Source organism: Cronobacter sakazakii, assembly GCF_000982825.1.
GTDB classification, from domain to species: domain Bacteria; phylum Pseudomonadota; class Gammaproteobacteria; order Enterobacterales; family Enterobacteriaceae; genus Cronobacter; species Cronobacter sakazakii.
Genome location: NZ_CP011050.1, coordinates 21535 through 47272, shown reverse-complemented (window position 1 = coordinate 47272; position 25738 = coordinate 21535). Strand labels below are relative to the sequence as shown.

The following is a 25738-nucleotide window of genomic DNA, read 5'->3' as shown; positions in this document are numbered from 1 at the left end:
CCCTGTCAGGAGGTTTTATGTTACTGGCAGGCGCTATTTTTGTCCTGACCATTGTTTTGGTTATCTGGCAACCAAAGGGATTAGGGATCGGCTGGAGTGCAATGCTGGGCGCGGGACTGGCTCTGATATCTGGCGTTGTGCATGTGGGCGATATTCCGGTGGTGTGGAATATCGTCTGGAACGCGACGGCGACCTTTATTGCCGTAATTATTATCAGCCTGCTGCTTGATGAGTCCGGCTTTTTCGAATGGGCGGCATTGCATGTTTCGCGCTGGGGTAACGGTCGTGGCCGTTTGCTCTTTACGTATATCGTTCTGCTTGGTGCAGCGGTGGCGGCACTGTTTGCCAACGATGGTGCGGCACTTATTCTGACGCCGATAGTCATCGCCATGCTGCTGGCATTAGGGTTCAGCAAAGGCACGACACTGGCATTCGTCATGGCTGCCGGGTTTATTGCCGATACATCCAGCCTGCCGCTTATCGTGTCCAACCTGGTTAACATCGTTTCTGCAGACTTCTTTGGACTGGGCTTCACCGAGTATGCGTCGGTAATGGTGCCGGTGGATATTGCAGCCATTGTTGCCACGCTGGTTATGCTGCATCTGTTCTTCCGCAAGAATATCCCACCGACTTACGACCTGTCTCTTCTGAAAGCACCGGCAAAAGCGATTAAAGATCTGGCAACCTTCAGAACCGGCTGGATAGTTTTAATACTTCTGCTGGTTGGGTTCTTTGTCCTTGAGCCGCTCGGTATTCCCGTTAGCGCGATTGCGGCTGTTGGCGCTGTGATCCTGTTTGCAGTAGCTAAACGAGGCCATGCCATTAACACTGGCAAAGTGCTGCGCGGCGCGCCATGGCAGATCGTCATCTTCTCATTGGGGATGTACCTGGTGGTCTACGGTCTGCGCAACGCCGGGCTAACCGAATACCTTTCAGGTGTGCTGAATGTACTGGCGGATAAAGGACTCTGGGCTGCGACGCTGGGTACTGGCTTCCTGACGGCCTTCCTGTCTTCCATCATGAACAACATGCCTACCGTGCTGGTTGGCGCTCTTTCTATCGATGGAAGCACCGCAACAGGCGTTATCAAAGAAGCGATGATCTACGCCAACGTGATTGGCTGCGATCTGGGACCTAAAATTACACCTATTGGTAGCCTGGCAACGCTGCTCTGGCTGCATGTCCTTTCACAGAAGAATATGACCATCACCTGGGGATACTATTTCCGCACCGGGATCGTTATGACTCTGCCTGTGCTGTTTGTAACGCTGGCAGCGCTGGCGTTACGTCTCTCTTTCACTTTGTAATGAGATACTGATATGAGCAACATCACCATTTATCACAACCCGGCCTGCGGCACGTCGCGTAATACGCTGGAGATGATCCGCAACAGTGGTAATGAACCGACCGTTATTCATTACCTTGAAAATCCACCGTCACGCGATGAGCTGGTCAAACTCATTGCAGATATGGGCATTTCAGTCCGGGCTTTGCTGCGCAAAAACGTCGAGCCTTATGAAGAACTGGGGCTTGCGGAAGATAAGTTTACTGACGATCAGTTAATCGATTTTATGCTTCAGCATCCGATCCTGATTAACCGTCCGATTGTGGTGACACCGTTGGGAACGCGTCTGTGCCGCCCTTCCGAAGTGGTACTGGATATTCTTCCGGATGCGCAAAAAGGCGCATTTGCTAAGGAAGACGGCGAGAAAGTAGTAGATGAGGCAGGGAAACGGCTGAAATAACCGAAAGGGGGCGATGCCCCCTTTCTCCTGCCTCAGCGTCCGGGTACCGGACTGTCCGGCAGCGTACAGCTCCCTTTTCCCAGCTGACACTGCAGCAACACCGTGTCCAGCCAGCGGCCATGCTTGAAACCGATGTCCTTCAGCGTGCCGATTTCAGTAAATCCGGAGCGAAGATGCAGCGCTACAGACGCGACGTTCGCACAGTCCCCCACAACCGCTATCATCTGGCGGTATCCCTGAGACCGGGCCCATGTTAAGGCATGATCGAGTAAGGCTTTTCCCCCCCCCTGCAGGGCGATATACCAGGGAAATCCACGTGACTGAACGTTTTTCACCCGGGCAAGCATTTCCTGCGTGTTCGGGGGGGGCCGTCTCGAAGCTGCCTGTGCCGTGCAGGACATGATGGGCGTAAAAGCGGCGTATGGCGGGAATGTGCTGCTCTTCAGCATTGATAATGTGCATTGTATAACTCCTGTGACGTTGACTGACACACTACCGGAATTCGCGACGGCAGATTAAGCGCTTCATCTTATGACCTGTATAAGGAAATGTTTTAAGTGGAGGTGGGGCGTCGTCCCACCTGTCAGCCCGCCATTTCAGCCAGCAGGTCCACGCCTACCGGGTCGTCCTTCAGCAGTGGCGTCAGGGCAATGCGCTGTGCATAATGCCCGGCAACGTCGTCGATCAGCGGCAGTTCGCGACGGGCACGGGTGACCAGGAACGGGGAGGACGGCTTCGCGGCCGCGAGGCTGTTATTGATGACCCACGCCCAGGGTTCAATCCCGGCCCGGCGTAAGTCCTGCTGCAGCCCGGCCGCTTCCAGTACCGGCGTGGTTTCGGCAAGCGTCACGATAATGACTCTGGTCTTCTCCGGATCCTGCAGCTGCATCATTGGCGTTATCACGTGATCGTGAGCCTGCCCCATCTGGCGCACCATTTACGCGGCATGGAGAAAACATGATCGGTGTTTATACCTCTCAGAAATGAGGTACGTCACAATATATATGGAAAAATGCATATGAATCCGTCACAGTAGAAACCGATTCCCGCTAAAAATGAAATGACCTTCATCCTTTGCTGACGGGCGCATTATGTCCCGCCGCCGGGAAGCCCAGGCAGGCTCGTTTTCTGACTGCCTATGAATACAGCAAACATACGGTACAGAGAAATGGCAGAGATCATCATTAGAAAAATGCACGAAGAGGACTGGTGTGCAGTCAGGGAAATTTATCAGGAAGGAATTGCAACAAGGAACGCCACCTTTCAGACCGCAGCACCTGAGTGGCTGGAATGGAATGAAGGGCATCTTCAGGACTGCCGCTACGTCGCCACTGTTGATAACAGAGTGGTGGGATGGGCTGCGCTATCTCCTTTTTCCCGCCGGCATGCATACCGCGGTGTCGCAGAGCTGAGCATTTATGTCAGTACTCATTTTCAGGGAAAAGGCGCAGGCAGGGCTTTGCTCTCCGGGCTGATAAAGGGCTCGGAAGATGCGGGTTTCTGGACGCTACTTGCTGGCATCTTTCCGGAAAACCAGGCCAGTGTTGCTTTACATCGCAGCCAGGGATTCAGGGAAGTCGGCTGCCGGGAAAAAGTGGGTGAAATGAACGGAAAATGGAGAGATGTTCTCATTCTGGAAAGGCGTAGCCGGACAGTGGGTTGCTGAAAAAAAGAATGCCTCTGTTCATCAGAGGCATTCTGTCCTGGAAGGGACTTTATTCCGGTGAGGGTGACTTCAGTTGCGGCATAAACAGCTGGCAGCACGCAACAGCTGCAAGCCCGCCAGACAGCGGAGCGGCCCAGTACAGCCACTGATTATCCCAGTATCCCATGGCCAATGCCGGCCCGAAGCTACGGGCCGGGTTCATGCTTGCCCCCGTCAGCGGCCCGCCAATAAAAGCATCAAGAAAAACAGCAATGCTGATAATCGCGGGGTTTCTGGTCGTGAGGATGCTCATAATCCAGACTTCAGGAACTGCGCGATCTGCTGGCCGAAGGGATCAGCAGCGGCGAGGCGAAACCATGGAACAAGAATGCATTCCTGAGGAATGTCAGGGCCAGGGTGGCAAATGAAAGAGATTGAGCTGACACCCAAAGCAGAAGAGGATCTGGAGGCCATCTGGGACTACAGCTTCAGACAGATCGGGGTTGTTCAGGCGGATGCATAGATCGGTCGTATAGCTGCAGTATTTGATGTGCTGGCCATGCATGATATCGGCACGCATTGTGCAGAGCTGGGAGACGATATCTGCACACTGCCGGTAGAACCGGCATACGATCTATTTTGTATCATCACATTCTATGGTTACGGTCATTCGTATTCTCAGCCAGTCTCAGGATACGGCGCGACATGCACCCTGGAGATGACCGGGGAACAGGATTCTCAAACAATATAAGTTAATTGTGAGGTCGACATGACCAAAAAAAACATTGTGTATGGACTCTTTCATTATTATTCATTTCGCTTATAAAAAAAACGCTCCCGGACGGGAGCGTAAGCCAGTGACTTCGGCGTCAAATGAGGGTCTGACAAGTGGAGCTGCGGGTTAATTCTGGGTGATCTGGCTGCGATGCTTTTCCGCCTGCTGCTGATGAATAACGGAAGATTGACCATTATTCGCCTTCTCATGCACAACAGCGGCTTTCTCATGCTCGTTCATTTCGGAAAATGATTTTGCTGTTTCGTTAGAAGCTGCTGGCTTGGATTTCATCATTTTTTTATGCATTTCAGCCATGTCCTGATGGGCAGCAGAATTGCCGTTTTGCATCATTTCATGGGACATTGCGGCCTGATCGTGACCGCTCATATCCATCATTTTCATGCTCTCCCCCTGAACTGCACTTTTTTCAGCGGATGATTGCATCTGATGGGCAGGCGCCTGGGCATTATTTACCTGGTCATGCATGTTCATTGTCTCTGCAGCCCAGGCAGATGAAGCGACAGCCATCATGGCAATAAAGGATACAAGGATCTTTTTCATGGTTGGGTCTCCGGTGTTTTCATACCCGAACAATCAATGCTTATAACAGAGAAAGCATTTGATCTCAGGGCTGGTTGATCATCACGCCAGGAACCGGGCGATTGAATTATCACGCTGTCCTGATTTATGGCTGATTATAAAAAACCGCCTCTGTTTATCGCGTGACTGAACGATGACATTTTTGTCACCTTCCGGGTTTCTCCTGAATAACGGTATTAATCCATTAACAGACGCACACTGAACACAATTTCCCGCCCCTGCTGTTCTGCTGACAGCTCGCCGCCGTGAGCATGAATGATCGACCTTGTAATTGATAATCCCAGCCCCGCGCCTTCCGTGTTGTAGAACCTTGATGAGTCTGCGCGATAGAACCGGTCAAACAAACGTTCCAGATTAGCGGGAACCTGGCCGGACATCGTATTCGTAATCATCACGTTCACACAGTCACTGTCACGCTCAAGGTGTATCGCTGTACAGGTGTTATCGGGAGAATACTTGATTGCATTGGAAAGCAGGTTACTGAAAGCACGTCGGAGCATATCGCTGTCTCCGGCAACAACGCCCTCTCCTTCAACCGTGATTGTCTTTCCTGTTTCGTCTGCCAGGGGCTCGAACAACTCACGTAATTCATTCAGTTCGGCTGCCAGATCCACATCATGTTTATCCAGCCGCAGCAGACCATGCTCTGAACGTGCCAGAAAAAGCATGTCACTGGTCATTCGTGACAACCTTTTCAGTTCTTCCAGGTTAGCGAATAAAATTTCGCGGTAATGCGAAACATCCCTTTCCTTAGCCAGTGCAAACTGCGTCTGCATCATCAGATTACTGACTGGTGTGCGCAGCTCATGCGCGATGTCAGACGAGAAATCTGACAGTTTCCGGAATGCCCCCTCCAGGCGATCAAACATATTATTGAACTCCTGCATGGTCTCAGAGATTTCCGGCGGAGCCAGATCGGGATTTAGACGCTGATCCAGGCTGTGTACGGTCATGGAGGAAGCCAGACTGGTCATTTCCCGTAGCGGTTTCAGACCAATACGTGTGGTCAGCCAGCCCAGAAAAACAGAAATAAAGACCAGACCGATATTGAACCAGAACAGCCAGGTACTGAGTTTGTCCATAAACAGGGTGTGATACCCAGTATCCGTGGCAACCGTAATGATGACATGTTTGCTTTTACCCTGTTCCGGCGTCACGGCAACCCGCCGCGAGATACTGCGGTACACGGTGTTATTTTCTTCCGTCTGGATCATATAGTCGAGAATATCACCCGACTTATTAAGCAGGACCGCTGGAACAACAGAATTTTTGGCATAGAGTTCAACAATTTTTTCATTTTCCATGTTTTTTATAGAAATGAATAAGCCATTGTGCCCCACCATCGCATCGTTTATTTTTTCTGATAATGACTTAATATCCGTTTTGTTCCTGAACGTCTCTGTTTTAAGAAACTCTTCGGTGAGCTGAAGTTTACCTGTCAGAAAATCGCGGTCCTGATTATCGAAATAGCCATTAAGGGTGCTAATCAGGATAAAACTTGATAACCACCATACCGTAAGCATCACCGCAGAAAAAATCAGGCTCAGGCGTGTGGTCAGGGAAATTTTGAACCTCACTCTTCTCTGATCTCCAGGACATATCCGGCACCGCGAACGGTATGGATCAGTTTTGGCTCAAAGTCATCATCAATTTTACTTCTCAGACGTCTCACGGCGACATCAATCACATTCGTATCACTGTCAAAATTCATGTTCCAGACCAGGGACGAGATAAGACTCCTGGGTAACACTTCTCCGGTGCGTTGCAGCAGCAACTCAAGCAGAACGTATTCTTTACCGGTGAGATGGATCTTCTTCCCCGAACGGATCACGGTCCGGCGCACCATATCAACGGTCATATCGGCGATGGTGCAGACTGTTGCGGCCTGCGAGCGTGCCCGGCGCAGTAGGGTTCTTACACGTGCAACCAGCTCCGTAAAATCAAAGGGCTTAATCAGGTAGTCATCTGCGCCAAGCTCCAGTCCTTTCACTTTGTCCCGCACGTTGTCCTTTGCGGTTAAAAACAGGACCGGTTCTTCGTGCCCGGACTCCCTCAGTGCGCTGATGATTTGCCACCCGTCGAGGAAAGGCAGCATCACGTCCAGTATTATCAAATCATACTGTCCCTTCGACGCGGCCCCGAGACCATCGCGGCCATTATTAAAGAGATCGGCCTGATAGCCTTCCTCAACCAGTCCCTGCTGCAGGTAACGACCTGTTTTTTGTTCGTCTTCAACGATTAAAATACGCTGCATGGTCAACTCGCTGATATGAAAGTAAAAATCTCACGCATGAGCTTTGGCTGTCCCCTAGCTGACCTGAGACGGAGCAAGCATTCCGAGCCACGCTACGGCGCCCAGAATGATAATCGCAACAACGAATTCTGTCAGGATGCTGTTTCGCATCAGGGCAACGCTGCGATCATAATTCCCTTCCCTGACCATAACTTCAAGCCGGGGACCCAGGTGAAACCGGTTTGCTGCAGCCAGAAGAAGCATCAGAACAAACAGAGCCGTCTTGGCAAGCAATATCCTCCCCCAGGAACTGTTGAATAAGGGAGTTAAGTTACCCTCAGCAATATACAGATAGTTGACCAGCGCACTCAGGATCAGGGCTACAACAATCACCGTTCCTGCCGTGGCAAATTTTGCCAGGGAGTCAGATATCACAATGACGCTCTGTGCATTATGCTCGTTTCTGCGCATCAGCAGGATAGCAAATGCAACCAGAGCACCTGTCCAGGCACCTGCAGCGCCGAGATGGGTCAGATCGCTCAGTAAATGGAGATAGTAATGCAGACCGTCATGCATAACGGCGTGTCCTCCCCAGGCAAGTGTAGCCAGCGCCACGCCTCCACTCATCGTCATCAGCAGGCAGGACAATACTCTCTTATTAGTGTAAAGGAACAAAGCACCGAGTGTGGTAAACAGGGCACAGAGCCTGACAATCCAGCTAATACCCACATCAGTTTCTTCTATCACCATCTCGATAACATGGATGGATAATTCTCTGAGGTCAGTTACTCCACTCATGGCATTAGATACCAGGAGCATATTAATGCCAGTAAGAATGATGCCTGTAACAACAGCAAAGGTTATAAACGACCTGAAATTAGTCAGGTTATAGGTTTCATGTCTGACACCGCTTATTCCATATATCTGAAAAAATGGCAATCCAAATATTACCATCAAATCCAGATAAAGAAGAAAACGAATAACAATCATAATCAGGTCGTTCATAATATTACTTCACTGTAAAGGTGTAATTACCGGTAATAGGGTGCGTATCTGAAGAAACCGCGCGCCAGTCAACACGATAAGTGCCAGCGGGTAAAGGCTCTCGCGGAATAATGACCATCGATTTAGGGTCAGCGCCTGGCGCCACTTTTGCCGCGACCGGCATCGGAGAATGTGATGACATGCCTTTCATACCCGTCATCGTTAATTTTGCACCTGAGAATTTCACGGTCAGATTTTCCGAGAAATTAAGCTGAATCTTTTCCGGGGCCGCTACGGCTGAATCAGCCTGTGGCACAGAGCTTTTTAATTCCGGATGGGCCATAGCAGAGAAAGCAACGCCCATAACGAGGCCACCTGTAAGAATGGCTTTATTTAAAATCGACATTTTATTTACCTGTTTAGTTGAGTGTTTTATATCAGTGCGTTAAAACCAGATTCTGGCTCCCGCCAGGAATACTACCTGATGGTCTTTCTCACCTTCTCTTTTCGCCATATCGGATGTTTTCCCGTAAAGTTGATTCCAGGAAACGCCTATATAGGGTGCAAACTCACGGCGTATTTCATAGCGCAGCCGGAGCCCCAGCTCTGTGTCAGTCAGTCCCCTGCCGCGACCCCGCGATTCATCATCCTGACTGTAGAAATTCACCTCATAGGATGGCTGGAGTATGAGCCGGTTAGTCAGTAAAACGTCGTATTCTCCTCCCAGACGAAGGGCTGCTTTTCCGCCATTACTGACAAAACCCGTAATTTCAGACTCAAAATTATAGAGTGCCAGCCCCTGAAAACCGACAGCAGCCCAGGTCCGGGCAGAAGCAGGTCTGAAATCCTGCCTGACACCCGCAACCAAATCCCACCATGGGCCAACCGCATGTCCCCAGAGTAACTGCGCTTCAGCCGCCTCCGTTTCCCCATTGCTTCGTTCACCTTCACTCTTTAGCCAAATCCGATCTGTGTCGCCTCCAATCCAGCTGTTAACACTCCAGCTGAAATTGTTGGTGTTATCCGACCGTTGCCATTCCAGTTGATCCAGCAGAACCAGATAATTAATCGCACTGTCGTGAATCGCATGCCCCTGTAAATTGCCGAATGCAGCCTTCCGGTCGGCATCGGTAACAGGCGGAATTGGCGTTCTGCTCTCAGTTACAATGGGCTCCATTGACGTCATCTCAGTGAAATTCTCATCTGCTGGCATCTGCATGGCAGACATGTCGTGCCCGGCGTGGGGATCTGCAGAGACGGAGCCCGCCGCAATAGAAAGCTGTGAGGTAAACAAACCGGCGACCAGAACAGGTATGGCCTTCAAATTTCTCTTCATTCGCATCATTCCTCCACCCGGACTTCACGAAACATTCCCATTTCCATGTGATAGAGCAAATGGCAGTGATACGCCCAGCGGCCAAGCGCATCTGCTGTCACTCTGTAACTGCGTTTTGTACCAGGGGGAACATCTATTGTGTGTTTACGAACCATGAAATTACCGTTTTCATCTTCCAGATCGCTCCACATACCATGCAGGTGAATGGGGTGAGTCATCATGGTATCGTTGATCAGCGTGATCCTGAGCCGCTCACCGTATTTCAGCAGCACCGGTGCGGCATCTGAAAACTTGATTCCGTTAAATGACCAGGCAAACTTTTCCATGTGGCCGGTTAAATGCAGTTCTATGGTACGGCCAGGTTCACGTCCGTCAGGATCCTCAAAGCGGCTTTTCAAATCCGCGTACGTGAGAACCTTTCTTCCGTTATTTCGAAGACCAATACCCGGATCATTTAATTTCGGAGAGACGCTCATCGCCTGCATATCAACCAGTGGGTTATCCGTTTCTGACGCAGGATGACTTTGCATACCCGGCATTCCGGCCATCCGGGAATGATCCATACCGGCCATGCTGCTGTGATCCATGGGCGCGGAGGATGTCCCGCTATCCGGAAGGTCAGCACCGTCCATAGACATCATCTCTCCGCTGTTATCCATGCCTCCCATCTGGCTGTGGTCCATTCCTGCCATATCATGTCCCATTCCCCCCATACCCATATCTTCCATGGTCAACAGAGGACGGGGATCGAGGGGGGGAACGGCAGCACTTAACCCCTCTCTCGTGGCCAGTGTCCCTCGAGCGTAACCGGTCCTGTCCATGGATTGTGCGAAGATGGTATAGGCCTCACCCTGAGGCTCCACAATGACATCATAGGTTTCGGCAACGGCAATCCTGAATTCGTCAACGGTAACCGGGTTTACATACTGGCCATCTGCAGCCACGACCGTCATTTTCAGCCCGGGGATACGGATATCGAAATAGGTCATTGCCGAGCCGTTGATAAACCGTAAGCGTATCTTTTCACCGGGACGGAACAGTCCGGTCCAGTTTTTCAGCGGGGCCTGCCCGTTCATGAGATAGGTGTAGGTGTAGCCACTGACATCCGCGAGGTCAGTCGGATTCATTTTCATTTCAGCCCACATTTTCCGATCGGCAATGGTGGCTGACAGCCCCCTGGTATTCACGTCGCGGAAAAAAGAGCCAACGGTTGGTTTATTGAAATTGTAGTAATCCGACTGTTTTTTTAATTTTTTCAGCAGGCTGTGAGGATTTTCATCGGTCCAGTCAGACAACATGACCACATGCTCACGATCGTAAGCAAACGGTTCTGGCTCCCTGGCATCGATGATAATGGCACCGTATACCCCCTCCTGTTCCTGCAGACCGGAATGGCTGTGGTACCAGTAAGTCCCGTTCTGCTTAACCTTAAAGGTGTAAACGTAGGTATCATCAGGCTCTATGCCCATAAAACTCAGCCCCGGAACACCATCCATATTGGCCGGAAGAATAATGCCGTGCCAGTGAATGGACGTCTGTTCATTAAGACGGTTTTTGACCTTCAGGGTAATGGTGTCACCTTCTTTCCAGCGAAGAACGGGCCCCGGCAGGCCTCCATTGATTGTTTTGGCCTGACGCTCACTGCCCGTGATATTGACGGCCGTTTCACCAATGGTCAGGTCAAACTGAGTACCCTGCAGGGATGCGGCAACTGGCAGGCTCAGACTGGAACGCGCATTGAAACTCCATACGCCAAGACTTCCGGCTACGCCAGAGAGGGTTAACCCCTTCAGGAAAGTTCGTCGAGACGTTTTCAACAGCATGCGCATTCCCTTATTTAAAGTATGGTTACTGACAGAATTCGAGAACCGATTTAAATTAAATTACTGGTTCATCCACTTACAATGAAATGAATCTAGCACACCTTAAGAAACAAATTCATTACAATCGTGTAATGTACATAGCTGTATTACATTTACGTCATCTTCCCCACAGGTTGATTATTTTTATATATGATCATAAGGACATCTTTTATGTACCTCAGAAGGTAATTACACATGAATATATTAATCACGACCACTGCGTTTACAGCTTTATTTTGTGGGGCAGCTTTTGCTCAGTCCAGTGATATTGCCCATGAAGCACATCGATTTGTTAATAATGCCTCAGCCGTCAGTCATGTGAACTCCTCGACGCATGAAAACTTACCGGACAGGGTTAATAAAAACAACACGCCCTCATTCTCTGAAATGAATGAACATGAAAGGGCCATTGTTGCTCATTCATTTATGAACAACAGCGCGTCCTATGCGCATCAGAAAATGATTGAGGAACATAAAAAAATGCTGTCCGGCAGTGATGCAAATTCAAAGACCTCGTCTTCTTCTTTTAACGAACTGAATGCCGGAGAAAAAGCCGCTCTCGTGCATGAGCAGGTCAATAATGCCGGTGCGGAAGCACATCAGACGCAGGCAAGAAAGCTTCGCGGGCTGTAATGGCATTGATTATTCCATGCCCATGAACACGAAAATAGTCAGCGTCATCGACGGAAAAATCACCCGGGCCGAATACAACAGTACCATGGGATATTTTGTTGAAGTAACGGGAAAAGCCGGTGTTAAAACTCGCTATCTCCACCTCAATAAAATACTCGTTACTAAAGGGGCCAGGGTTACCCGGGGAGACGCTATTGCGTTATCCGGTAACAGCGGACGTTCATCCGGTCCTCATCTGCATTACGAGCTGGTCATCAATAACAATCCTGTTAACTCACTGGCGTTCCGGGCAGCGGCACCCGCTGATAACAAACTTGAACAGCATGCCTTTGCGCATGCCAGAGACTACGAACGATACCTGGACTGATAACGGGGCCGCGACGCGGCCCCGTCTGCCGGATTAATTTTTTTTATCGTTTTCACTTCCTTGATGTTGATGATCTCCATGCCCTCCGTGGCCGTGGAAAAGATGCATTAGCGGGCAGACCAGCAATAACAGATATGGCCAGTAACCTGCCACATGTGACCAGTGTTCGCGCAGGAGGGCAAATGCCGCGATCGCGGCGACAGCAATAAGCGCATAGGTGGTACTTTTCATACTGGACTCCTTCTGTTCGTAACAGCCCCTTCACTCAGTGTTATTTCCCGAGCCTGACACTTTTCAGACGCAACGCATTCACAATGACGCTGACGGAGGAAAGAGCCATGGCCGCCGCCGCAATAACTGGCGACAGCAGTATTCCATACACAGGATAAAGCAGACCTGCAGCCACAGGCACGCCAAGTGCGTTGTAGATAAATGCAAAAAACAGATTCTGTCGGATATTTTTCATGGTGATTTCTGACAGATGACGGGCCCTGTTCAGTATCATCAAGTCGCCTTTGAGAAGGGTGACTCCGGCACTTTCAATTGCCACATCTGTACCCGTTCCCATGGCTATACCCACGTCAGCCGCTGCCAGCGCCGGGGCATCATTCACACCGTCTCCGGCCATCGCAACCACATGGCCAGACGCTTTCAGTCGGGTTATCACTGCTTTTTTGCCATCCGGCAGAATCCCGGCTTCAACCTCATCTATTCCCAGTTTCCGTGCGACTGCTTCAGCGGTAAGCTGGTTATCCCCGGTGAGCATAACGATGCGGATCCCCGCCTGACGCAAAGCTTTAAGCGCATCCGGCGTGGTTGCTTTCACGGGATCCGAGATAGCTATCAGGCCTGCAAGGTGCCCGTCTGTGGCCACATAGATAACGGTAGCGCCTTCCATCCGCAACGTATCCGCAACGGCCTTTTGATTATCAATAACGATACTGTTTTCCTGCATAGCCAGTTCATTACCAATAACAACCCGTTGACCTTCGACATCGCCTGAGACACCTTTACCCGACGGCGCATTGAAATGAGTGACTGCGGGTATTGCGATCCCCTTTTCCTGTGCTGCTTTAACTACTGCCATACCCAGCGGATGCTGCGAGCCTTTTTCCACTGCGGCCGTTACACGCAAAAGAGATGTTTCCCCACCCGGATTGAGACTGATAATCCCTGTCACCGTCGGCGAACCTTCCGTGAGCGTGCCTGTTTTGTCGACAACCAGCGTGTCCACTTTTTCAAGACGCTCAAGGGCTTCGGCATTCTTGATTAACACCCCGGCCTGGGCTCCTTTGCCCACCCCCACCATTATCGACATCGGCGTGGCCAGCCCCAGCGCGCAGGGACAGGCAATAATCAGGACCGACACAGCCGCAATGAGACCGTGCGCCATCCTGGGCTCGGGCCCCCAGACAGACCAGATCATGAAAGCAACAACCGCGATAAGTATCACCAGAGGAACAAACCAGCCTGAAACGCTGTCAGCCATTCTCTGGATGGGGGCCCGCGAACGCTGTGCATCAGCGACCATCTGAACAATTCGTGAGAGCATCGTTTCATCACCGACTTTCTCTGCACGGATGATAAGACTACCTGTCTGATTAATGGTCCCCCCGATGACAGGGTCACCCTCCGTTTTGGTAACAGGCATAGATTCCCCGGTCACCATCGATTCATCAACGGTTGTTTTGCCTTCGACCACGATACCGTCGACCGGAATACTCTCTCCAGGTCTGATGCGGAGCTTATCGCCAGGCAGGACATCTTCCGCATTAATATCCGTTTCATGACCGTCTTGATCCAGCCGCCTGGCGGTTTTGGGGGCAAGGTTAAGAAGCGCAGTAATGGCACCTGAGGTTTGTTCCCTTGCCCGCAATTCAAGGACCTGTCCCAGCAGAACAAGCACCGTAATAACAGCTGCGGCTTCAAAATAAATGGCCACCAGGCCATCCATGTTTCTGAACGATGCAGGAAACCAGGAGGGGAAGACGGTTGCAATGACGCTGTAAACCCAGGCTACGCCGGTCCCCATTGCAACAAGGGTAAACATATTCAGGGAGCGGTTACGTAACGACATTCCGGCCCGGGCGAAGAATGGCCAGCCACACCACAAAACGACAGGAGAGGCCAGAAGTAACTGCAGCCATGTGTTGTACTGTGGCGGTACTGTATTCCTCAAAGCGGGAAACAGATGAGAACCCATTTCGAGTATCAGAACCGGAAACGCCAGCAACAACCCCAGCCAGAAGCGTCTTGTCATGTCGCGAAGTTCATCACTCGTCCCCGTGGATGCCGTAGCTACGAGCGGCTCCAGTGCCATTCCACAGACAGGACAGCTTCCGGGACTACTACGGCGTATCTCCGGATGCATCGGACATGTCCACACACCTTCAGAAATCTCTTTCTCCGCCTGGCGGTGAGACTGTTTTATCTTATCAGGGCTGACTTCATGGTGGTCGTGGTGATGGTGATGTTCACTGGCATCTTCGGTAAAATAATGATCGGGATGGGCTTTAAATTTGCTCTCACAGCTGGCGGAGCAGAAATAAAGCTGATGGTCCTGGTATCGAATGCTGCTGTGCGCCTTGTCAGGCAGGATGACCATCCCGCACACGGGATCTCTCACCTTATGCAATGCGTGACTCTCGTCCGGGGATGATGTCTGCTCAGAAGCAGTCTGGTTGTTATGTTCCACTGCATTGTCATTTTTCACAGTAACTCTCCTTATGCATATCTGAAGCATTTTCTGTCTTCAGGATATGTCATGGATGCGATTACCACGAATGCCGCCGGCATAAGAGTGCCTGCTGCCGGCGTCCCGTTATCAGCCGTTCCGCTGACTATTCGATTCGCTGGAAGACTTTTTTACTGCCCTCCGGTGAGAATGCGATAACATCGTAAGCCTCTTTTCGGGCCCCCATCTCCATTCCCGGACTTCCTGCTGGCATACCGGGGGTGGCGAGACCGTATATACCCGAACCAGACTGCATGGCCTTATGTATCGTTGCCGCAGGCACATGGCCTTCAATGATCAAATTACCTACAACCGCGGTATGACAACTTCGTAGTCCAGCAGGAACAGCATGCTTTTCTTTCAGGGCTGACAGCGCCTGATCATTCATGACGTGAGTTCGCACTTCGAACCTGTCTTTTTCCATCGCTTTGCCCCACAGGGAACAACAGCCACAGTTTTCAGATTTGTACATATCAATGACTTTTTCACTCGCCATTGCAGGCAGTGACAGGCCGAGAGCCAGGGCCATTAGAACCACTTTTTTCATACTCACCTCTGTATATTATCGATATAAACCCTGACGTCAGGGTGAATCAGTGCAGAAGGACGCCCACTGGGGGCGCCCTTTCAGGGTTATGACACGCTTTTTTTATGTCTGCGCAGCCAGATTAATTTGTAGGCGGCAGGAATAATGAACAGGGACAGCAGCGGAGCCGTGATCATCCCACCAATCATTGGCGCAGCAATACGGCTCATGACTTCTGAACCTGCGCCGGTTCCCCAGAGTATTGGCAGCAGACCCGCAATGATCACCGCCACGGTCATGGCTTTCGGCCGGACACGCAGTACGGCACCATGATAGAGGGCTTCATCAAGACCTTCCGGTGTGAACGTCTCTTTACGGGACAATTCCGGGTGCGCTTCAATGGCATGACGCAGATACATCAGCATGACCACGCCAAACTCTGCTGCCACCCCGGCCAGGGCGATAAACCCGGTTCCGGTCGCCACTGACATATGGAAGCCCTGCCAGTACAGGAACCATATTCCGCCAACCAGGGCGAACGGCAGGCTCATCAGGATCAGCAGGGCTTCGTCAACCCGGCGGAATGCCAGATACAACAGGATGAAAATGATCATCACCGTCATCGGCACCATCAGCTTCAGTTTCTTGTTGGCATGCTCAAGCAGTTCAAACTGTCCGGAGAATGCCACACTGGTTCCCGGTCTCAGTTTCACTTTCTCGCTGATGGCCGTCTTAATGTCGTTAACCACCGACACCATGTCCCTGCCGCGGGCATCAACATAAATCCAGCTGGCTGGCCGGGCATTTTCGGTTTTCAGCATGGTTGGTCCAGAAACGACGTTAATATCCGCGACATCGCCCAGCGTGATCTGCTGCTTCATCGGGGTCAGGATCGGCATCTGTTTCAGCGCCTGCGGACTGTTCCGGTAATCCTGCGGGTAGCGAATGTTAATAGGGTACCGGGCCACCCCTTCAACCGTCTCACCCACCATAGCACCTCCGATTGCTGAAGAGACGAACAGCTGGACATCACCTACCGTCATCCCGTAGCGGGAGGCTTTCTCCCGGTTGATATCGATATCGATGTAGCGCCCGCCCTCAAGTCGCTCAGCCAGGACAGACACCACGCCAGGCACGGTTTTGGCTACCGCCTCGATACTCTGCGCCGTCGCGTCGATATCGGACAGAACAGTCCCGGACACTTTGATACCTATCGGGCTTTTGATCCCGGTTGAGAGCATATCAATACGGTTACGGATAGGCGGCACCCAGAGGTTTGCCAGACCCGGTAAACGGACTGTCCTGTCGAGTTCATCAATAATCTTGTCAATTGTCATGCCGGGACGCCACTGATCCTCAGGTTTGAGCTGGATCGTGGTTTCCACCATTTCGAGCGGCGCGGAATCCGTTGCGGTCTCTGCTTTACCGGTCTTGCCAAATACAGAAGCCACTTCAGGAACGCTTTTGATTAACTTGTCTGTTGTCTGCAGGAGCGCTGCAGCTTCTGCCGGAGAGACGCCAGGCAAGGTCGACGGCATATACAGCAGATCGCCCTCGTTAATCTTCGGCAGAAATTCACCGCCCACCTGACTCAGTGGCCAGATAACCGTGAAAATGGACAAGGCCGCAACCAGCAGAGTTGTTTTTGGCCAGTGGAGGACCCGCAGCAGCAAAGGATGATACGCTTTGATCAGCACCCGGTTCAGGGGGTTACTTGTCTCGGCAGGAATTTTCCCCCGGATCCAGAATCCCATCAGAATAGGAATGACGATGATGGCCAGTGCGGCCGCTCCCGCCATGGAGTACGTTTTCGTGAATGCCAGCGGGCCAAACAGACGACCTTCCTGCCCTTCCAGGGTAAAGATAGGAATAAAGGACAGGGTGATGATCAGCAGGCTAATGAACAACGCGGGTCCCACTTCCACGGAGGCGTCGGTAATCACCTTCCAGCGGGTGGCGTTGTCAATCTGCTCACCCGGATGCTGATGATCCCACTCCTCAAGCCGTTTGTGCGCATTTTCAATCATCACAATGGCGGCATCCACCATCGCACCGACGGCAATCGCTATCCCTCCCAGCGACATGATATTGGCGTTCAGTCCCTGGAAGTGCATGACGATAAAGGCGATACACAGGCCAAGCGGCAGAGAGATAATCGCCACCAGGGCAGAACGTACGTGCCACAGGAACAGAGCACAGACGATGGCCACCACGATAAACTCTTCCAGAAGTTTGGAACTGAGGTTATCAATCGCCCGGTCGATTAACTGGCTGCGATCGTAGGTGGTCACGATTTCAACGCCTTCCGGCAGGCTGGCCTTCAGCGTCTCCAGTTTATCCCTCACTGCCGTGATAACGTCGCGCGCATTTTTACCCGACCGCAGGATCACCACGCCGCCAGCGACTTCTCCCTGGCCGTTCAGCTCGGCAATACCACGCCTCATTTCGGGCCCGGTCTGCACGCGGGCAACATCCCGCAGATAAACCGGCACGCCGTTCTCACCTGTTTTCAGGACGATGTTATTAAAATCATCAATGCTCTGAAGATAACCGCTGGCACGGACCATATACTCCGCTTCGGCCATTTCAACGGATGAGCCACCGGCCTCCTGGTTAGACGATTCAAGTGCCTGTTTCACTTCGGGCAGGCTGATACCGTACTGGGACAGTTTTACCGGATTGACCTGAATCTGGTACTGTTTCACCACGCCGCCAACCGAAGCGACCTCAGCCACGTTCGGGATGGTTTTCAGCTCAAATTTCAGGAACCAGTCCTGCAGAGAGCGCAGTTCTGAAAGGTCGTGTTTTCCGTTGCGATCGACAAGGGCATATTCAAATATCCAGCCCACTCCCGTGGCGTCCGGGCCGATTTCAGAGCTCACACCCGCAGGCAGTTTGCCCTGAACCTGATTCAGGTATTCCAGCACGCGCGAACGGGCCCAGTACAGATCGGTGCCGTCTTCAAAAATGACATACACATACGAATCACCGAACTGTGAAAAGCCACGCACGGTTTTTGCGCCAGGTACGGACAGCATGGTGGTGGTAAGCGGATAGGTGACCTGGTTTTCTACAATCTGCGGGGCCTGTCCGGGATAGCTGGTTTTAATAATGACCTGCACATCTGACAGGTCAGGCAGCGCATCGACCGGCGTGTTAATTATCGTCCATGTGCCCCAGATGCTGAGAAACAGTGCGCCCATCATGACCAGGAAACGGTTGGCGACAGAGCGCCGGATAATCCATTCAATCATCGTCGTCTCCTCAGTGCCCTGAATGCATATTTACAGGCTGCTCAGACATTGCTGGCATACTGTTTTCTGTTTTTTCAGGGTGGCGCATACGTTCCAGCGCGCCCGTAATATTGGCTTCGGAGTCAATGAGGAACAGGCCACTGACCACCACGGTATCGCCTTCATTCAGGCCGGAGCCAATGCCGGACTGTTGCTGTGATTCATGCAGAACGTGGATCTGTTTCGGCACAAACTTGCCTTCATCATCAACAGTAATCACGCGCTGTTCTTTGCCGGTATCGATAACGGCCTGGCTTGGTATCAGCAGCATCTCCTGGCTCTTGGTATTCAGTTTCAGATAGGCATTCATGCCCGGCTTGAGAAACTCATCCTTATTAGAAACCTGGAGACGGACCTGAAGCGTACGGGTTGTCTGATCCACGCTGGGAAGAATGTTCCATTTTTCGACATGGAATGTTTTATCCGGATAAGCCGGTACCGAAATTTCAAACTGCGACGTATCTTTCAGCAGATATGCGATAGATTCTGGCACTGCAGCGCTGATCCAGACCGGGTCCATCCCCTGAATCTGAGCCACTACTTTATCTTTCGAAATATTCATTCCGGTGCGCAGGTCAAACGCAGTAATGACACCATCAATAGGTGCTTTAATGGTAAAACGGGTCTGGATTGTGCGGGTTGAACGCAGCCTTTGAATATCCTCTTCCGGCATACCAGCTAGACGAAGTCGCTCCAGAACCCCTTTTATCTGGGTTGACGTACCGCCTGTACCGGATAACAGCAGGAACTCACTTTGTGCCTCAACCCATTCAGGAATGGTGATATCGATAAGCGGAGTGCCTTTCTTCACATGATCGCCAATCGTCAGGGGATACACTTTTTCGACGAAACCGTCAGAGCGCGCCTGCACAATGACAAACTGATACTCGTTGTAACTGACATTAGCCGGGATTGTCTGAGAATAATTCAGCATTCCTCGCGTGACTTTTTGCGTTTTTAATCCCAGATTCTGAACCTGCGTTGGATCGATACGGATCCCGCCACTGCTTTTATCGCCGCTTTCATCAGCATATTTTGGCACCAGGTCCATATCCATAAAGGGAGATTTTCCGGGTTTATCAAATTTGGTATCCGGTTTCATCGGGTCATACCAGAAAAGTACCTTTCGCTCCGGTGCCTTTTGTTCGGTTTGTACTGTTTTTTGTGATGAGTTTACATACTGCCAGGCAGTAACCGATATCAGCCCTCCTGCTATGAGGCTGCTGATAATTATTGCAGCATATTTTATCTTTAAAGAAGCCATACAATTTCTCGCTGAAAAATCAAAACACCTGGCATATGCGCCCGATCATTCATTCACAGTAATCCCTTAATGAATGTTCAGGCGCACTGGATGTATTCGCTCCGGACTGATAATCAGGATTGCGTAACGTTAATGCTTTTGAGTAAGGAGATATTGCCCTGCTGAATAAACGAGAAATCGACATGGTTGCCGGTTTTCAGGGCATTGATAGCGTCGTCTGCATTAACAAAAGTGAAGCGCATGGTCATTGCAGGCCAGCCCACAGCAGGGATTGCTTCGTGCGAAATGGTAATCTTTTTACTATTCATATCAATGTCTTTAACGACACCGGTGCCCTTGATAACCTGCTGTACCGAAGCATCACTGGCAGCATTCATATCGCCATGCTGATGTGTTTCAGCATGAAGACCGGCAGAAAACATGACAGAGAAGGCACCAAATAAAACGGCTTTAAGTGAATTACGCATTTTTAATTTCCTGATTAATTAAATAAATTTACTCTACCCAACCGCCACCCAGCGCGGTAAACAGATTAATTTCGTTAACCTGTCGGGAATAGGTAAGATCGAGAATGGTTTGCTGCGTAGCGAAGAGGGAACGTTCTGCATCCAGCACTTCGATGTAACTGACAGCACCACTTGCATATAATCCTCTGGCACGCTGGAGAGTTATCTGAAGTGAATCAAGATAACGCTGCTGTGACTCAAGTTGCTGGCTAAGGCTGTCGCGCAGCGCAAGCGTGTCGGAAACATCCTTAAAGGCTGACTGAATTTTTTGTTCGTAATTAACCACCGATTGTTGCTGGCGAATTTCAGCCAGCTTCAGATTGGCTTTATTCCTGCCAGCATTAAAAATAGGAATTTCAATTTTAGGGATAAAATTCCACATTCCACTTCCTGACGTAAACAGGCTTGACAGCTCCGTACTGCTTGCGGAAAGACCACTGGTCAGGGTAATTGAGGGGAAAAAGGCCGCTCGCGCTGCGCCAATATTGGCATCAGCCGCTTTCAGCTGATATTCCGCTTCCATAATATCCGGTCGCTGCAGCAAAATTTGTGAAGATAGATTTGGTGGCAATTTTACTGGTGCGATCTCCCCGCCTTTCATCCCTTTTTCTGACGGAAGTGCGCGGTACGTTCCCAGCACCAGTTGCAGGGCATTGTTTGCCTGAGCCAGATCGCCTTCTCGTTTGGCTATTTCGGCGCGGGTACTTTCGATTTGTCCTCTCGCCTGTTCAAGTGCCAGAACGTTCGTACTCCCGGTCACGAGCTGTTGCTCAACGAAAGCATAGGACTGTTCATAATTTTTCAGCGTTTCCCGCGCAATACGGAGTTGTTCGTACGCCAGTTGCTGGCTGAAATAGCTCTGTGAAACGTTGGAGACCAGCAGGATGTGTACGGCCCGACGGGCTTCTTCGCTGGCAAAGTAGTTCTGGCGGTCAGCATCACTCATGTTCTTAAGTTTGCCGAAAAAATCGAGCTCATAGCTGAGCTCCAGTCTCGCGTCGTACTCCTGTGTGGTCGGCTTGTCACCTTTCAGACCACCGCTGTATGTTATCCCGGATGAGGCATTCAGCTGGGGATAACGATCTGCATCCGTGACGTTGAACTGGGCTCGGGCCTCTTCAACCTTCAGGGCAGCCATTCTCAAATCACGGTTATTAGTCAGAGCTTCACCGATCAACCGGGTAACCTGGGGATCGACAAAAAAGTTACGCCAGCCCGTATCCTGATAGCCATTTACCGCTGGCGTCAGGCTGTTATGGGACAGTGAAAACTGCTGGGGTACCGGTGCTGCGGGCCGCTGATATTCAGGCGCAAGCGACACGCAGCCTGCCAGGATGAATATCGTGCTAATGCTGAGTAATTTTAATTTGAACATAACGCTTCTCGTCCAGGCAGACCTGGTAAATGGTTCAAATGAAGTCCAGAGTATTGATAGGGGTACTTTACCTAACGCTCTCTGTTTGCCGAGTGACAGGATAATGACAATGTTGTCATTTTTGCTGTAATCCGTTGATAACGATCGTGGGCGCAATAGAATGACATTAGCAGCCAGCCGGGGAGCAAGATGAAAATATTGATCGTCGAAGACGAAATTAAAACAGGTGAATATCTCAGCAAAGGGCTTACAGAGGCAGGGTTCGTAGTGGATCACGCTGATAATGGTCTTACCGGATATCATCTCGCCATGACAGCCGAGTATGATTTAGTCATTCTGGATATCATGCTACCTGATGTGAACGGCTGGGATATCATCCGCATGCTGCGCACTGCCGGAAAGGGTATGCCGGTCTTACTGCTGACAGCCCTCGGCACGATCGAACATAGGGTCAAAGGACTGGAACTGGGTGCGGACGATTATCTGGTTAAACCCTTTGCGTTTGCCGAACTGCTCGCCCGGGTGAGAACCCTTCTGAGGCGGGGAAACACGATGATCACGGAAAGCCAGTTTAAGGTGGCTGACCTCTCGATTGATCTCGTATCCAGAAAAGTCAGTCGCGCCGGAAACCGCATTGTGCTCACCAGTAAAGAGTTCAGCCTGCTGGAATTCTTCATTCGCCATCAGGGAGAGGTTCTTCCCCGCTCCCTGATTGCCTCTCAGGTCTGGGACATGAATTTTGACAGCGACACTAATGCAATCGATGTCGCAGTAAAGCGACTCCGCGCTAAAATAGACAACGATTACGAGACAAAGCTGATCCAGACAGTCCGGGGCGTGGGCTACATGCTGGAGGTCCCGGATGCATAGCAAACCTTCCAGACGCCCTTTCTCACTCGCTCTGCGGCTGACCTTTTTTATCAGCCTGTCCACGATACTGGCTTTTATCGCCTTCACCTGGTTTATGCTGCATTCTGTTGAAAATCATTTTGCCGAGCAGGATGTCAGCGATCTTCAACAAATCAGCACCACACTGAACCGTATACTGCAGTCCCCGGTGGATCCGGATGATAAAAAAATAAGCAAAATAAAGGAATCAATTGCCAGCTACCGCAACGTTGCCCTTTTGCTCCTCAATCCCAGGGGTGAAGTGCTCTTTAGCTCAGCTCAGGGGGCGGCACTACGCCCGGCAGTGAATTCAGCAGATTTTAGCGAGCACAGCCGCGCACGGGATGTCTTTCTCTGGACGGTGGAGGATCCTGCGGGACCGATGGATACCGGGTCCGAAATGAAGATGGAAACATACAGGATTATCGCCTCCTCTGGTCAGGCGATATTTCAGGGCAAACAGCAGAACTATGTCATGCTGACTGGCCTATCCATTAATTTCCATCTCCATTACCTCGATGCGCTGAAAAAGAACCTGATTGCGATTGCCGTCGTGATAAGCCTGTTGATTGTTCTGATCATTCGAATCGCTGTCCGTCAGGGGCACCTGCCCCTTCGTAATGTCAGCAATGCCATTAAAAACATCACCTCCGAGAATCTTGATGCGCGACTGGAACCGACACGCGTTCCCATTGAGCTGGAGCAACTGGTTATCTCGTTCAATCATATGATTGGAAAGATTGAGGATGTCTTTACCCGCCAGGCCAATTTCTCTGCCGATATCGCGCATGAGATCAGAACGCCCATCACCAATCTGGTGACGCAGACTGAAATCGCACTGAGTCAGGATCGAACACAGAGGGAACTTGAGGATGTCCTCTATTCCAGTCTTGAAGAGTATAACCGGATGACCAAAATGGTCAGCGATATGCTGTTCCTGGCACAGGCAGATAATAATCAGCTGATACCTGACAGGGTCATGTTTGACCTCAGAGCGGAAGTCATGAAAGTCTTCGAGTTTTTCGAAGCCTGGGCCGAAGAACGCAATATCACGCTCAAATTTAACGGGATGCCCTGCCTGGTTGAGGGAGATCCACAAATGTTCAGAAGGGCGATCAATAATCTGTTATCCAATGCCCTGCGTTATACCCCGGAGGGACAGGCAATCACCGTCTCAATAAGAGAGCAGGAGAGCTTTTTTGACCTTGTGATTGAAAATCCGGGGAAACCAATCCCTGAAGAGCATTTATCAAGGCTGTTTGACCGTTTTTATCGGGTAGATCCGTCCAGACAACGAAAAGGAGAAGGCAGCGGCATCGGCCTTGCGATTGTGAAGTCCATCGTGGAAGCACATCACGGAAGAGTGCAGGTGGAATCGGACGTACGTTCAACTCGTTTTATCCTATCCGTGCCCAGACTGGAGAAAATGATTCCGGAAACCCAGTACTGAGAATAAAGATTTAAATGACAAAGATGTCATTAGCCTGTCATGCAGCAAACAGAAGCCATTCGATATAATTAGTGCAACTTATCAGGAAGGCATTATTACTTCATCCATACACGGCATCAGCACAAGCCAGGAGTTGTATTAAAGCCTCATCCCGGCGGAATAAGGTCTGTAGAGTTGTCAGTTGTACTACTGAGGACACAGATCGAAATTCACGGACATCACTAATTCAGAAATGGAGAGTTACCATGAAAAATATCGTCTTAGCATCAGTGTTAGGTTTGAGCTTAATTTCTACGGCCTGGGCCACTGAAACTGTAAATATCCATGAGCGTGTCAATAATGCTCAGGCTCCGGCCCATCAGATGCAGTCTTCTTCAACTCCAGCCGCCATCCAGGGGGCAGCTCCACGGATGGCCGGTATGGATCAGCATGAACAGGCTATTATTGTTCATGAAACCATGAACAATGGTTCAGCAGATGCACATAAAAAAATGGCGGAAAGTCATCAGAAGATGATGGGAGCTGGCACCGTTAACGCTTCCCGTCCGGCGACTTCGTTTGCGGCGATGAATGAACATGAAAGAGCAGCTGTTGCCCATGAATTTACGAATAACGGTCAGTCCGGCCCCCATCAGGCTATGGCTGATGCACACCGCCGCATGATCAATGCGGGCTGATGACAACTGAAGTTTCCGTGCGGTTACCCTTTCCTTGATAGATTGTCCCTTATACGGATATGTTGTTATTTTTTGCCCCCTTCAGGGGGCTTTTTTGTCTGACTCAGCTAAACTTATCCGGTAACCATCTGAAAGGGTTTATTATATGAAAATCACAAATTCGCTTTTTGTTATACTGATGTTATCCCTGCCAGCGATTTCCGCAGAACATTCAGAAATGAAAATGTCAGATATATCCTCATCGGCATCGTCACAGGAATATATGTCCGGCATGAAAGGTATGCATGACAAAATGATGGCCGCTGTAAAAGAGTCCGATCCCGACAAGGCTTTTGCGAAAGGCATGGTAGCACACCATGAAGGGGCAATAGCAATGGCTGAGACCGAGCTAAAATACGGAAAAGATCCGGAAATGAGAAAGCTCGCGCAGGACATCATTAAAGCTCAAAAAGGTGAAATTGAGCAGATGAATAAATGGCTTGGTAATCAAAAATAATGATTGCGGAAATAATATATTGCGCGTACAGTCAGAGTGTTCCCGGGCACGGGAACCTGTTAATCGTTAATTAATCAAAACCCGATTCATTTCGGGTTTTTCCTTTTACCCCCCCCAACGCATGCACTGCACCGAGTGAAATTCACCTGAGCCAATTCTGCTTGCTTATTATTTCGATGGGAATTGCTGATTTTAATTAAGTCTATGTTTTAAAGGTGTTTCTCATGCCTGGGTTTGGCAGGGGTTCGTCCTGTTCTCTGGTCATGCGCAATGGCAATTCGCAGTCAGGGCTCAAGACTACTTTTACCTCTTTTTTAACAGAAAGTTTCTGGACCCGATACTTGCCGGA

General features: G+C 50.5%; 23 protein-coding genes and 6 pseudogenes. 12 read left to right on the top strand and 17 right to left on the bottom strand.

The window, feature by feature from the left end:
- Positions 1-17 precede the first annotated feature (17 nt).
- Together arsB and arsC are read left to right on the top strand one after the other, a co-directional pair.
- Positions 18-1307 carry an arsenite efflux transporter membrane subunit ArsB gene (gene arsB, locus CSK29544_RS21995; RefSeq protein ID WP_007779001.1) on the top strand — a complete coding sequence of 430 codons (1290 nt, stop codon included), beginning with the start codon at positions 18-20 and terminating at the stop codon, positions 1305-1307.
- A gap of 12 nt (positions 1308-1319) precedes the next feature.
- Positions 1320-1745 (top strand): glutaredoxin-dependent arsenate reductase, encoded by a 426-nt coding sequence (gene arsC / locus CSK29544_RS21990; RefSeq protein WP_007779002.1) that lies wholly within the window; start codon positions 1320-1322, stop codon positions 1743-1745.
- A 32-nt stretch (positions 1746-1777) separates the two neighbouring features.
- On the opposite strand, the pseudogene CSK29544_RS25060 reads toward arsC, so the two are convergent.
- Together CSK29544_RS25060 and CSK29544_RS21980 are read right to left on the bottom strand one after the other, a co-directional pair.
- Positions 1778-2207: pseudogene (locus CSK29544_RS25060) on the bottom strand (GNAT family N-acetyltransferase).
- A gap of 121 nt (positions 2208-2328) precedes the next feature.
- Positions 2329-2682, bottom strand: a pseudogene (locus CSK29544_RS21980) (ArsA-related P-loop ATPase); the annotation flags it as partial.
- 231 nt (positions 2683-2913) lie between these two features.
- Between CSK29544_RS21980 and CSK29544_RS21975 the strand changes: the two are divergent.
- Positions 2914-3411: a GNAT family N-acetyltransferase gene (locus CSK29544_RS21975; RefSeq protein WP_029039439.1), complete on the top strand. Its 498-nt coding sequence runs from the start codon at positions 2914-2916 to the stop codon at positions 3409-3411.
- Between the two features lie 49 nt (positions 3412-3460).
- Here CSK29544_RS21975 and CSK29544_RS21970 read toward each other — a convergent pair.
- Positions 3461-3712: pseudogene (locus CSK29544_RS21970) on the bottom strand (aquaporin); the annotation flags it as partial.
- On the opposite strand from CSK29544_RS21970, the pseudogene CSK29544_RS25055 reads away from it, so the two are divergent.
- The 3 genes and pseudogenes from CSK29544_RS25055 to CSK29544_RS25050 form a co-directional block, all read left to right on the top strand.
- Positions 3706-3828 (top strand): annotated as a pseudogene (locus CSK29544_RS25055) (type II toxin-antitoxin system ParD family antitoxin); the annotation flags it as partial. The pseudogenes CSK29544_RS21970 and CSK29544_RS25055 sit on opposite strands and share 7 nt — an antisense overlap.
- A complete protein-coding gene (locus CSK29544_RS21965; RefSeq protein ID WP_007374422.1) occupies positions 3794-3913 on the top strand; it encodes a type II toxin-antitoxin system RelE/ParE family toxin in 120 nt (39 codons plus the stop codon). The pseudogene CSK29544_RS25055 and the gene CSK29544_RS21965, both read left to right, overlap by 35 nt.
- 36 nt (positions 3914-3949) lie before the next feature.
- Positions 3950-4112 (top strand): annotated as a pseudogene (locus CSK29544_RS25050) (type II toxin-antitoxin system RelE/ParE family toxin).
- A 179-nt stretch (positions 4113-4291) separates the two neighbouring features.
- On the opposite strand, the gene pcoE reads toward CSK29544_RS25050, so the two are convergent.
- The 7 genes from pcoE to pcoA all read right to left on the bottom strand — a co-directional run bounded on the left by pcoE (position 4292) and on the right by pcoA (position 11141).
- Positions 4292-4726 (bottom strand): copper resistance system metallochaperone PcoE, encoded by a 435-nt coding sequence (gene pcoE / locus CSK29544_RS21960; RefSeq protein ID WP_004388336.1) that lies wholly within the window; start codon positions 4724-4726, stop codon positions 4292-4294.
- 215 nt (positions 4727-4941) lie between these two features.
- Entirely contained in the window at positions 4942-6342 is a 1401-nt protein-coding gene (gene pcoS, locus CSK29544_RS21955) for a copper resistance membrane spanning protein PcoS (protein ID WP_002436614.1), read from the bottom strand.
- Positions 6339-7019 carry a copper response regulator transcription factor PcoR gene (gene pcoR, locus CSK29544_RS21950; protein WP_001188930.1) on the bottom strand — a complete coding sequence of 227 codons (681 nt, stop codon included), beginning with the start codon at positions 7017-7019 and terminating at the stop codon, positions 6339-6341. Before pcoR ends, pcoS begins: the two co-directional genes overlap by 4 nt.
- 54 nt (positions 7020-7073) lie before the next feature.
- Positions 7074-7952 (bottom strand): copper resistance inner membrane protein PcoD, encoded by an 879-nt coding sequence (gene pcoD / locus CSK29544_RS21945; RefSeq protein ID WP_229692861.1) that lies wholly within the window; start codon positions 7950-7952, stop codon positions 7074-7076.
- 55 nt (positions 7953-8007) lie between these two features.
- Entirely contained in the window at positions 8008-8388 is a 381-nt protein-coding gene (pcoC, locus tag CSK29544_RS21940; RefSeq protein WP_000025662.1) for a copper resistance system metallochaperone PcoC, read from the bottom strand.
- Positions 8389-8427: 39 nt separating this feature from the next.
- Positions 8428-9318 (bottom strand): copper resistance outer membrane transporter PcoB, encoded by an 891-nt coding sequence (gene pcoB, locus CSK29544_RS21935; RefSeq protein ID WP_001378118.1) that lies wholly within the window; start codon positions 9316-9318, stop codon positions 8428-8430.
- Positions 9319-9323: 5 nt separating this feature from the next.
- Positions 9324-11141: a multicopper oxidase PcoA gene (gene pcoA / locus CSK29544_RS21930; protein WP_000925242.1), complete on the bottom strand. Its 1818-nt coding sequence runs from the start codon at positions 11139-11141 to the stop codon at positions 9324-9326.
- 234 nt (positions 11142-11375) lie between these two features.
- Here pcoA and CSK29544_RS21925 point away from each other — a divergent pair, with 234 nt between their 5' ends.
- Positions 11376-11813 carry a PcoE/SilE family metal-binding protein gene (locus CSK29544_RS21925; RefSeq protein WP_023897694.1) on the top strand — a complete coding sequence of 146 codons (438 nt, stop codon included), beginning with the start codon at positions 11376-11378 and terminating at the stop codon, positions 11811-11813.
- Positions 11812-12180, top strand: a pseudogene (locus CSK29544_RS21920) (M23 family metallopeptidase); the annotation flags it as partial. The gene CSK29544_RS21925 and the pseudogene CSK29544_RS21920, both read left to right, overlap by 2 nt.
- Positions 12181-12213: 33 nt before the next feature.
- On the opposite strand, the gene CSK29544_RS21915 reads toward CSK29544_RS21920, so the two are convergent.
- From CSK29544_RS21915 to silC, 7 genes are all read right to left on the bottom strand, one after another.
- A complete protein-coding gene (locus tag CSK29544_RS21915) occupies positions 12214-12411 on the bottom strand; it encodes a DUF2933 domain-containing protein (protein ID WP_000843497.1) in 198 nt (65 codons plus the stop codon).
- Between the two features lie 40 nt (positions 12412-12451).
- Positions 12452-14923, bottom strand: a complete 2472-nt coding sequence (gene silP, locus CSK29544_RS21910) for an Ag(+)-translocating P-type ATPase SilP (protein ID WP_131824107.1) — start codon at positions 14921-14923, stop codon at positions 12452-12454.
- 97 nt (positions 14924-15020) lie between these two features.
- Positions 15021-15461: a DUF411 domain-containing protein gene (locus CSK29544_RS21905; protein WP_023897695.1), complete on the bottom strand. Its 441-nt coding sequence runs from the start codon at positions 15459-15461 to the stop codon at positions 15021-15023.
- An 86-nt stretch (positions 15462-15547) separates the two neighbouring features.
- Positions 15548-18694 carry a Cu(+)/Ag(+) efflux RND transporter permease subunit SilA gene (gene silA / locus CSK29544_RS21900; RefSeq protein WP_000574021.1) on the bottom strand — a complete coding sequence of 1049 codons (3147 nt, stop codon included), beginning with the start codon at positions 18692-18694 and terminating at the stop codon, positions 15548-15550.
- Positions 18695-18704: 10 nt separating this feature from the next.
- Positions 18705-19997 carry a Cu(+)/Ag(+) efflux RND transporter periplasmic adaptor subunit SilB gene (gene silB / locus CSK29544_RS21895; RefSeq protein ID WP_001485328.1) on the bottom strand — a complete coding sequence of 431 codons (1293 nt, stop codon included), beginning with the start codon at positions 19995-19997 and terminating at the stop codon, positions 18705-18707.
- Between the two features lie 113 nt (positions 19998-20110).
- Positions 20111-20464, bottom strand: a complete 354-nt coding sequence (gene cusF, locus CSK29544_RS21890) for a cation efflux system protein CusF (protein WP_001246153.1) — start codon at positions 20462-20464, stop codon at positions 20111-20113.
- A gap of 28 nt (positions 20465-20492) precedes the next feature.
- Positions 20493-21878, bottom strand: coding sequence for a Cu(+)/Ag(+) efflux RND transporter outer membrane channel SilC (gene silC / locus CSK29544_RS21885; protein ID WP_000475503.1), 1386 nt, complete (start codon positions 21876-21878; stop codon positions 20493-20495).
- 189 nt (positions 21879-22067) lie between these two features.
- On the opposite strand from silC, the gene silR reads away from it, so the two are divergent.
- From silR to copM, 4 genes are all read left to right on the top strand, one after another.
- Complete coding sequence (gene silR, locus CSK29544_RS21880; protein WP_000697968.1) at positions 22068-22748, top strand: copper/silver response regulator transcription factor SilR; 681 nt, start codon at positions 22068-22070, stop codon at positions 22746-22748.
- Positions 22741-24216: a copper/silver sensor histidine kinase SilS gene (gene silS, locus CSK29544_RS21875; RefSeq protein ID WP_007374412.1), complete on the top strand. Its 1476-nt coding sequence runs from the start codon at positions 22741-22743 to the stop codon at positions 24214-24216. The genes silR and silS overlap by 8 nt, the downstream gene beginning before the upstream one ends.
- Positions 24217-24461: 245 nt before the next feature.
- The gene (gene silE, locus CSK29544_RS21870; RefSeq protein ID WP_007871798.1) at positions 24462-24893 is read left to right on the top strand and encodes a silver-binding protein SilE; all 432 of its coding nucleotides are present in this window, start codon (positions 24462-24464) and stop codon (positions 24891-24893) included.
- Between the two features lie 145 nt (positions 24894-25038).
- Complete coding sequence (gene copM, locus CSK29544_RS21865; protein WP_007871800.1) at positions 25039-25389, top strand: CopM family metallochaperone; 351 nt, start codon at positions 25039-25041, stop codon at positions 25387-25389.
- Positions 25390-25738: the final 349 nt, after the last annotated feature.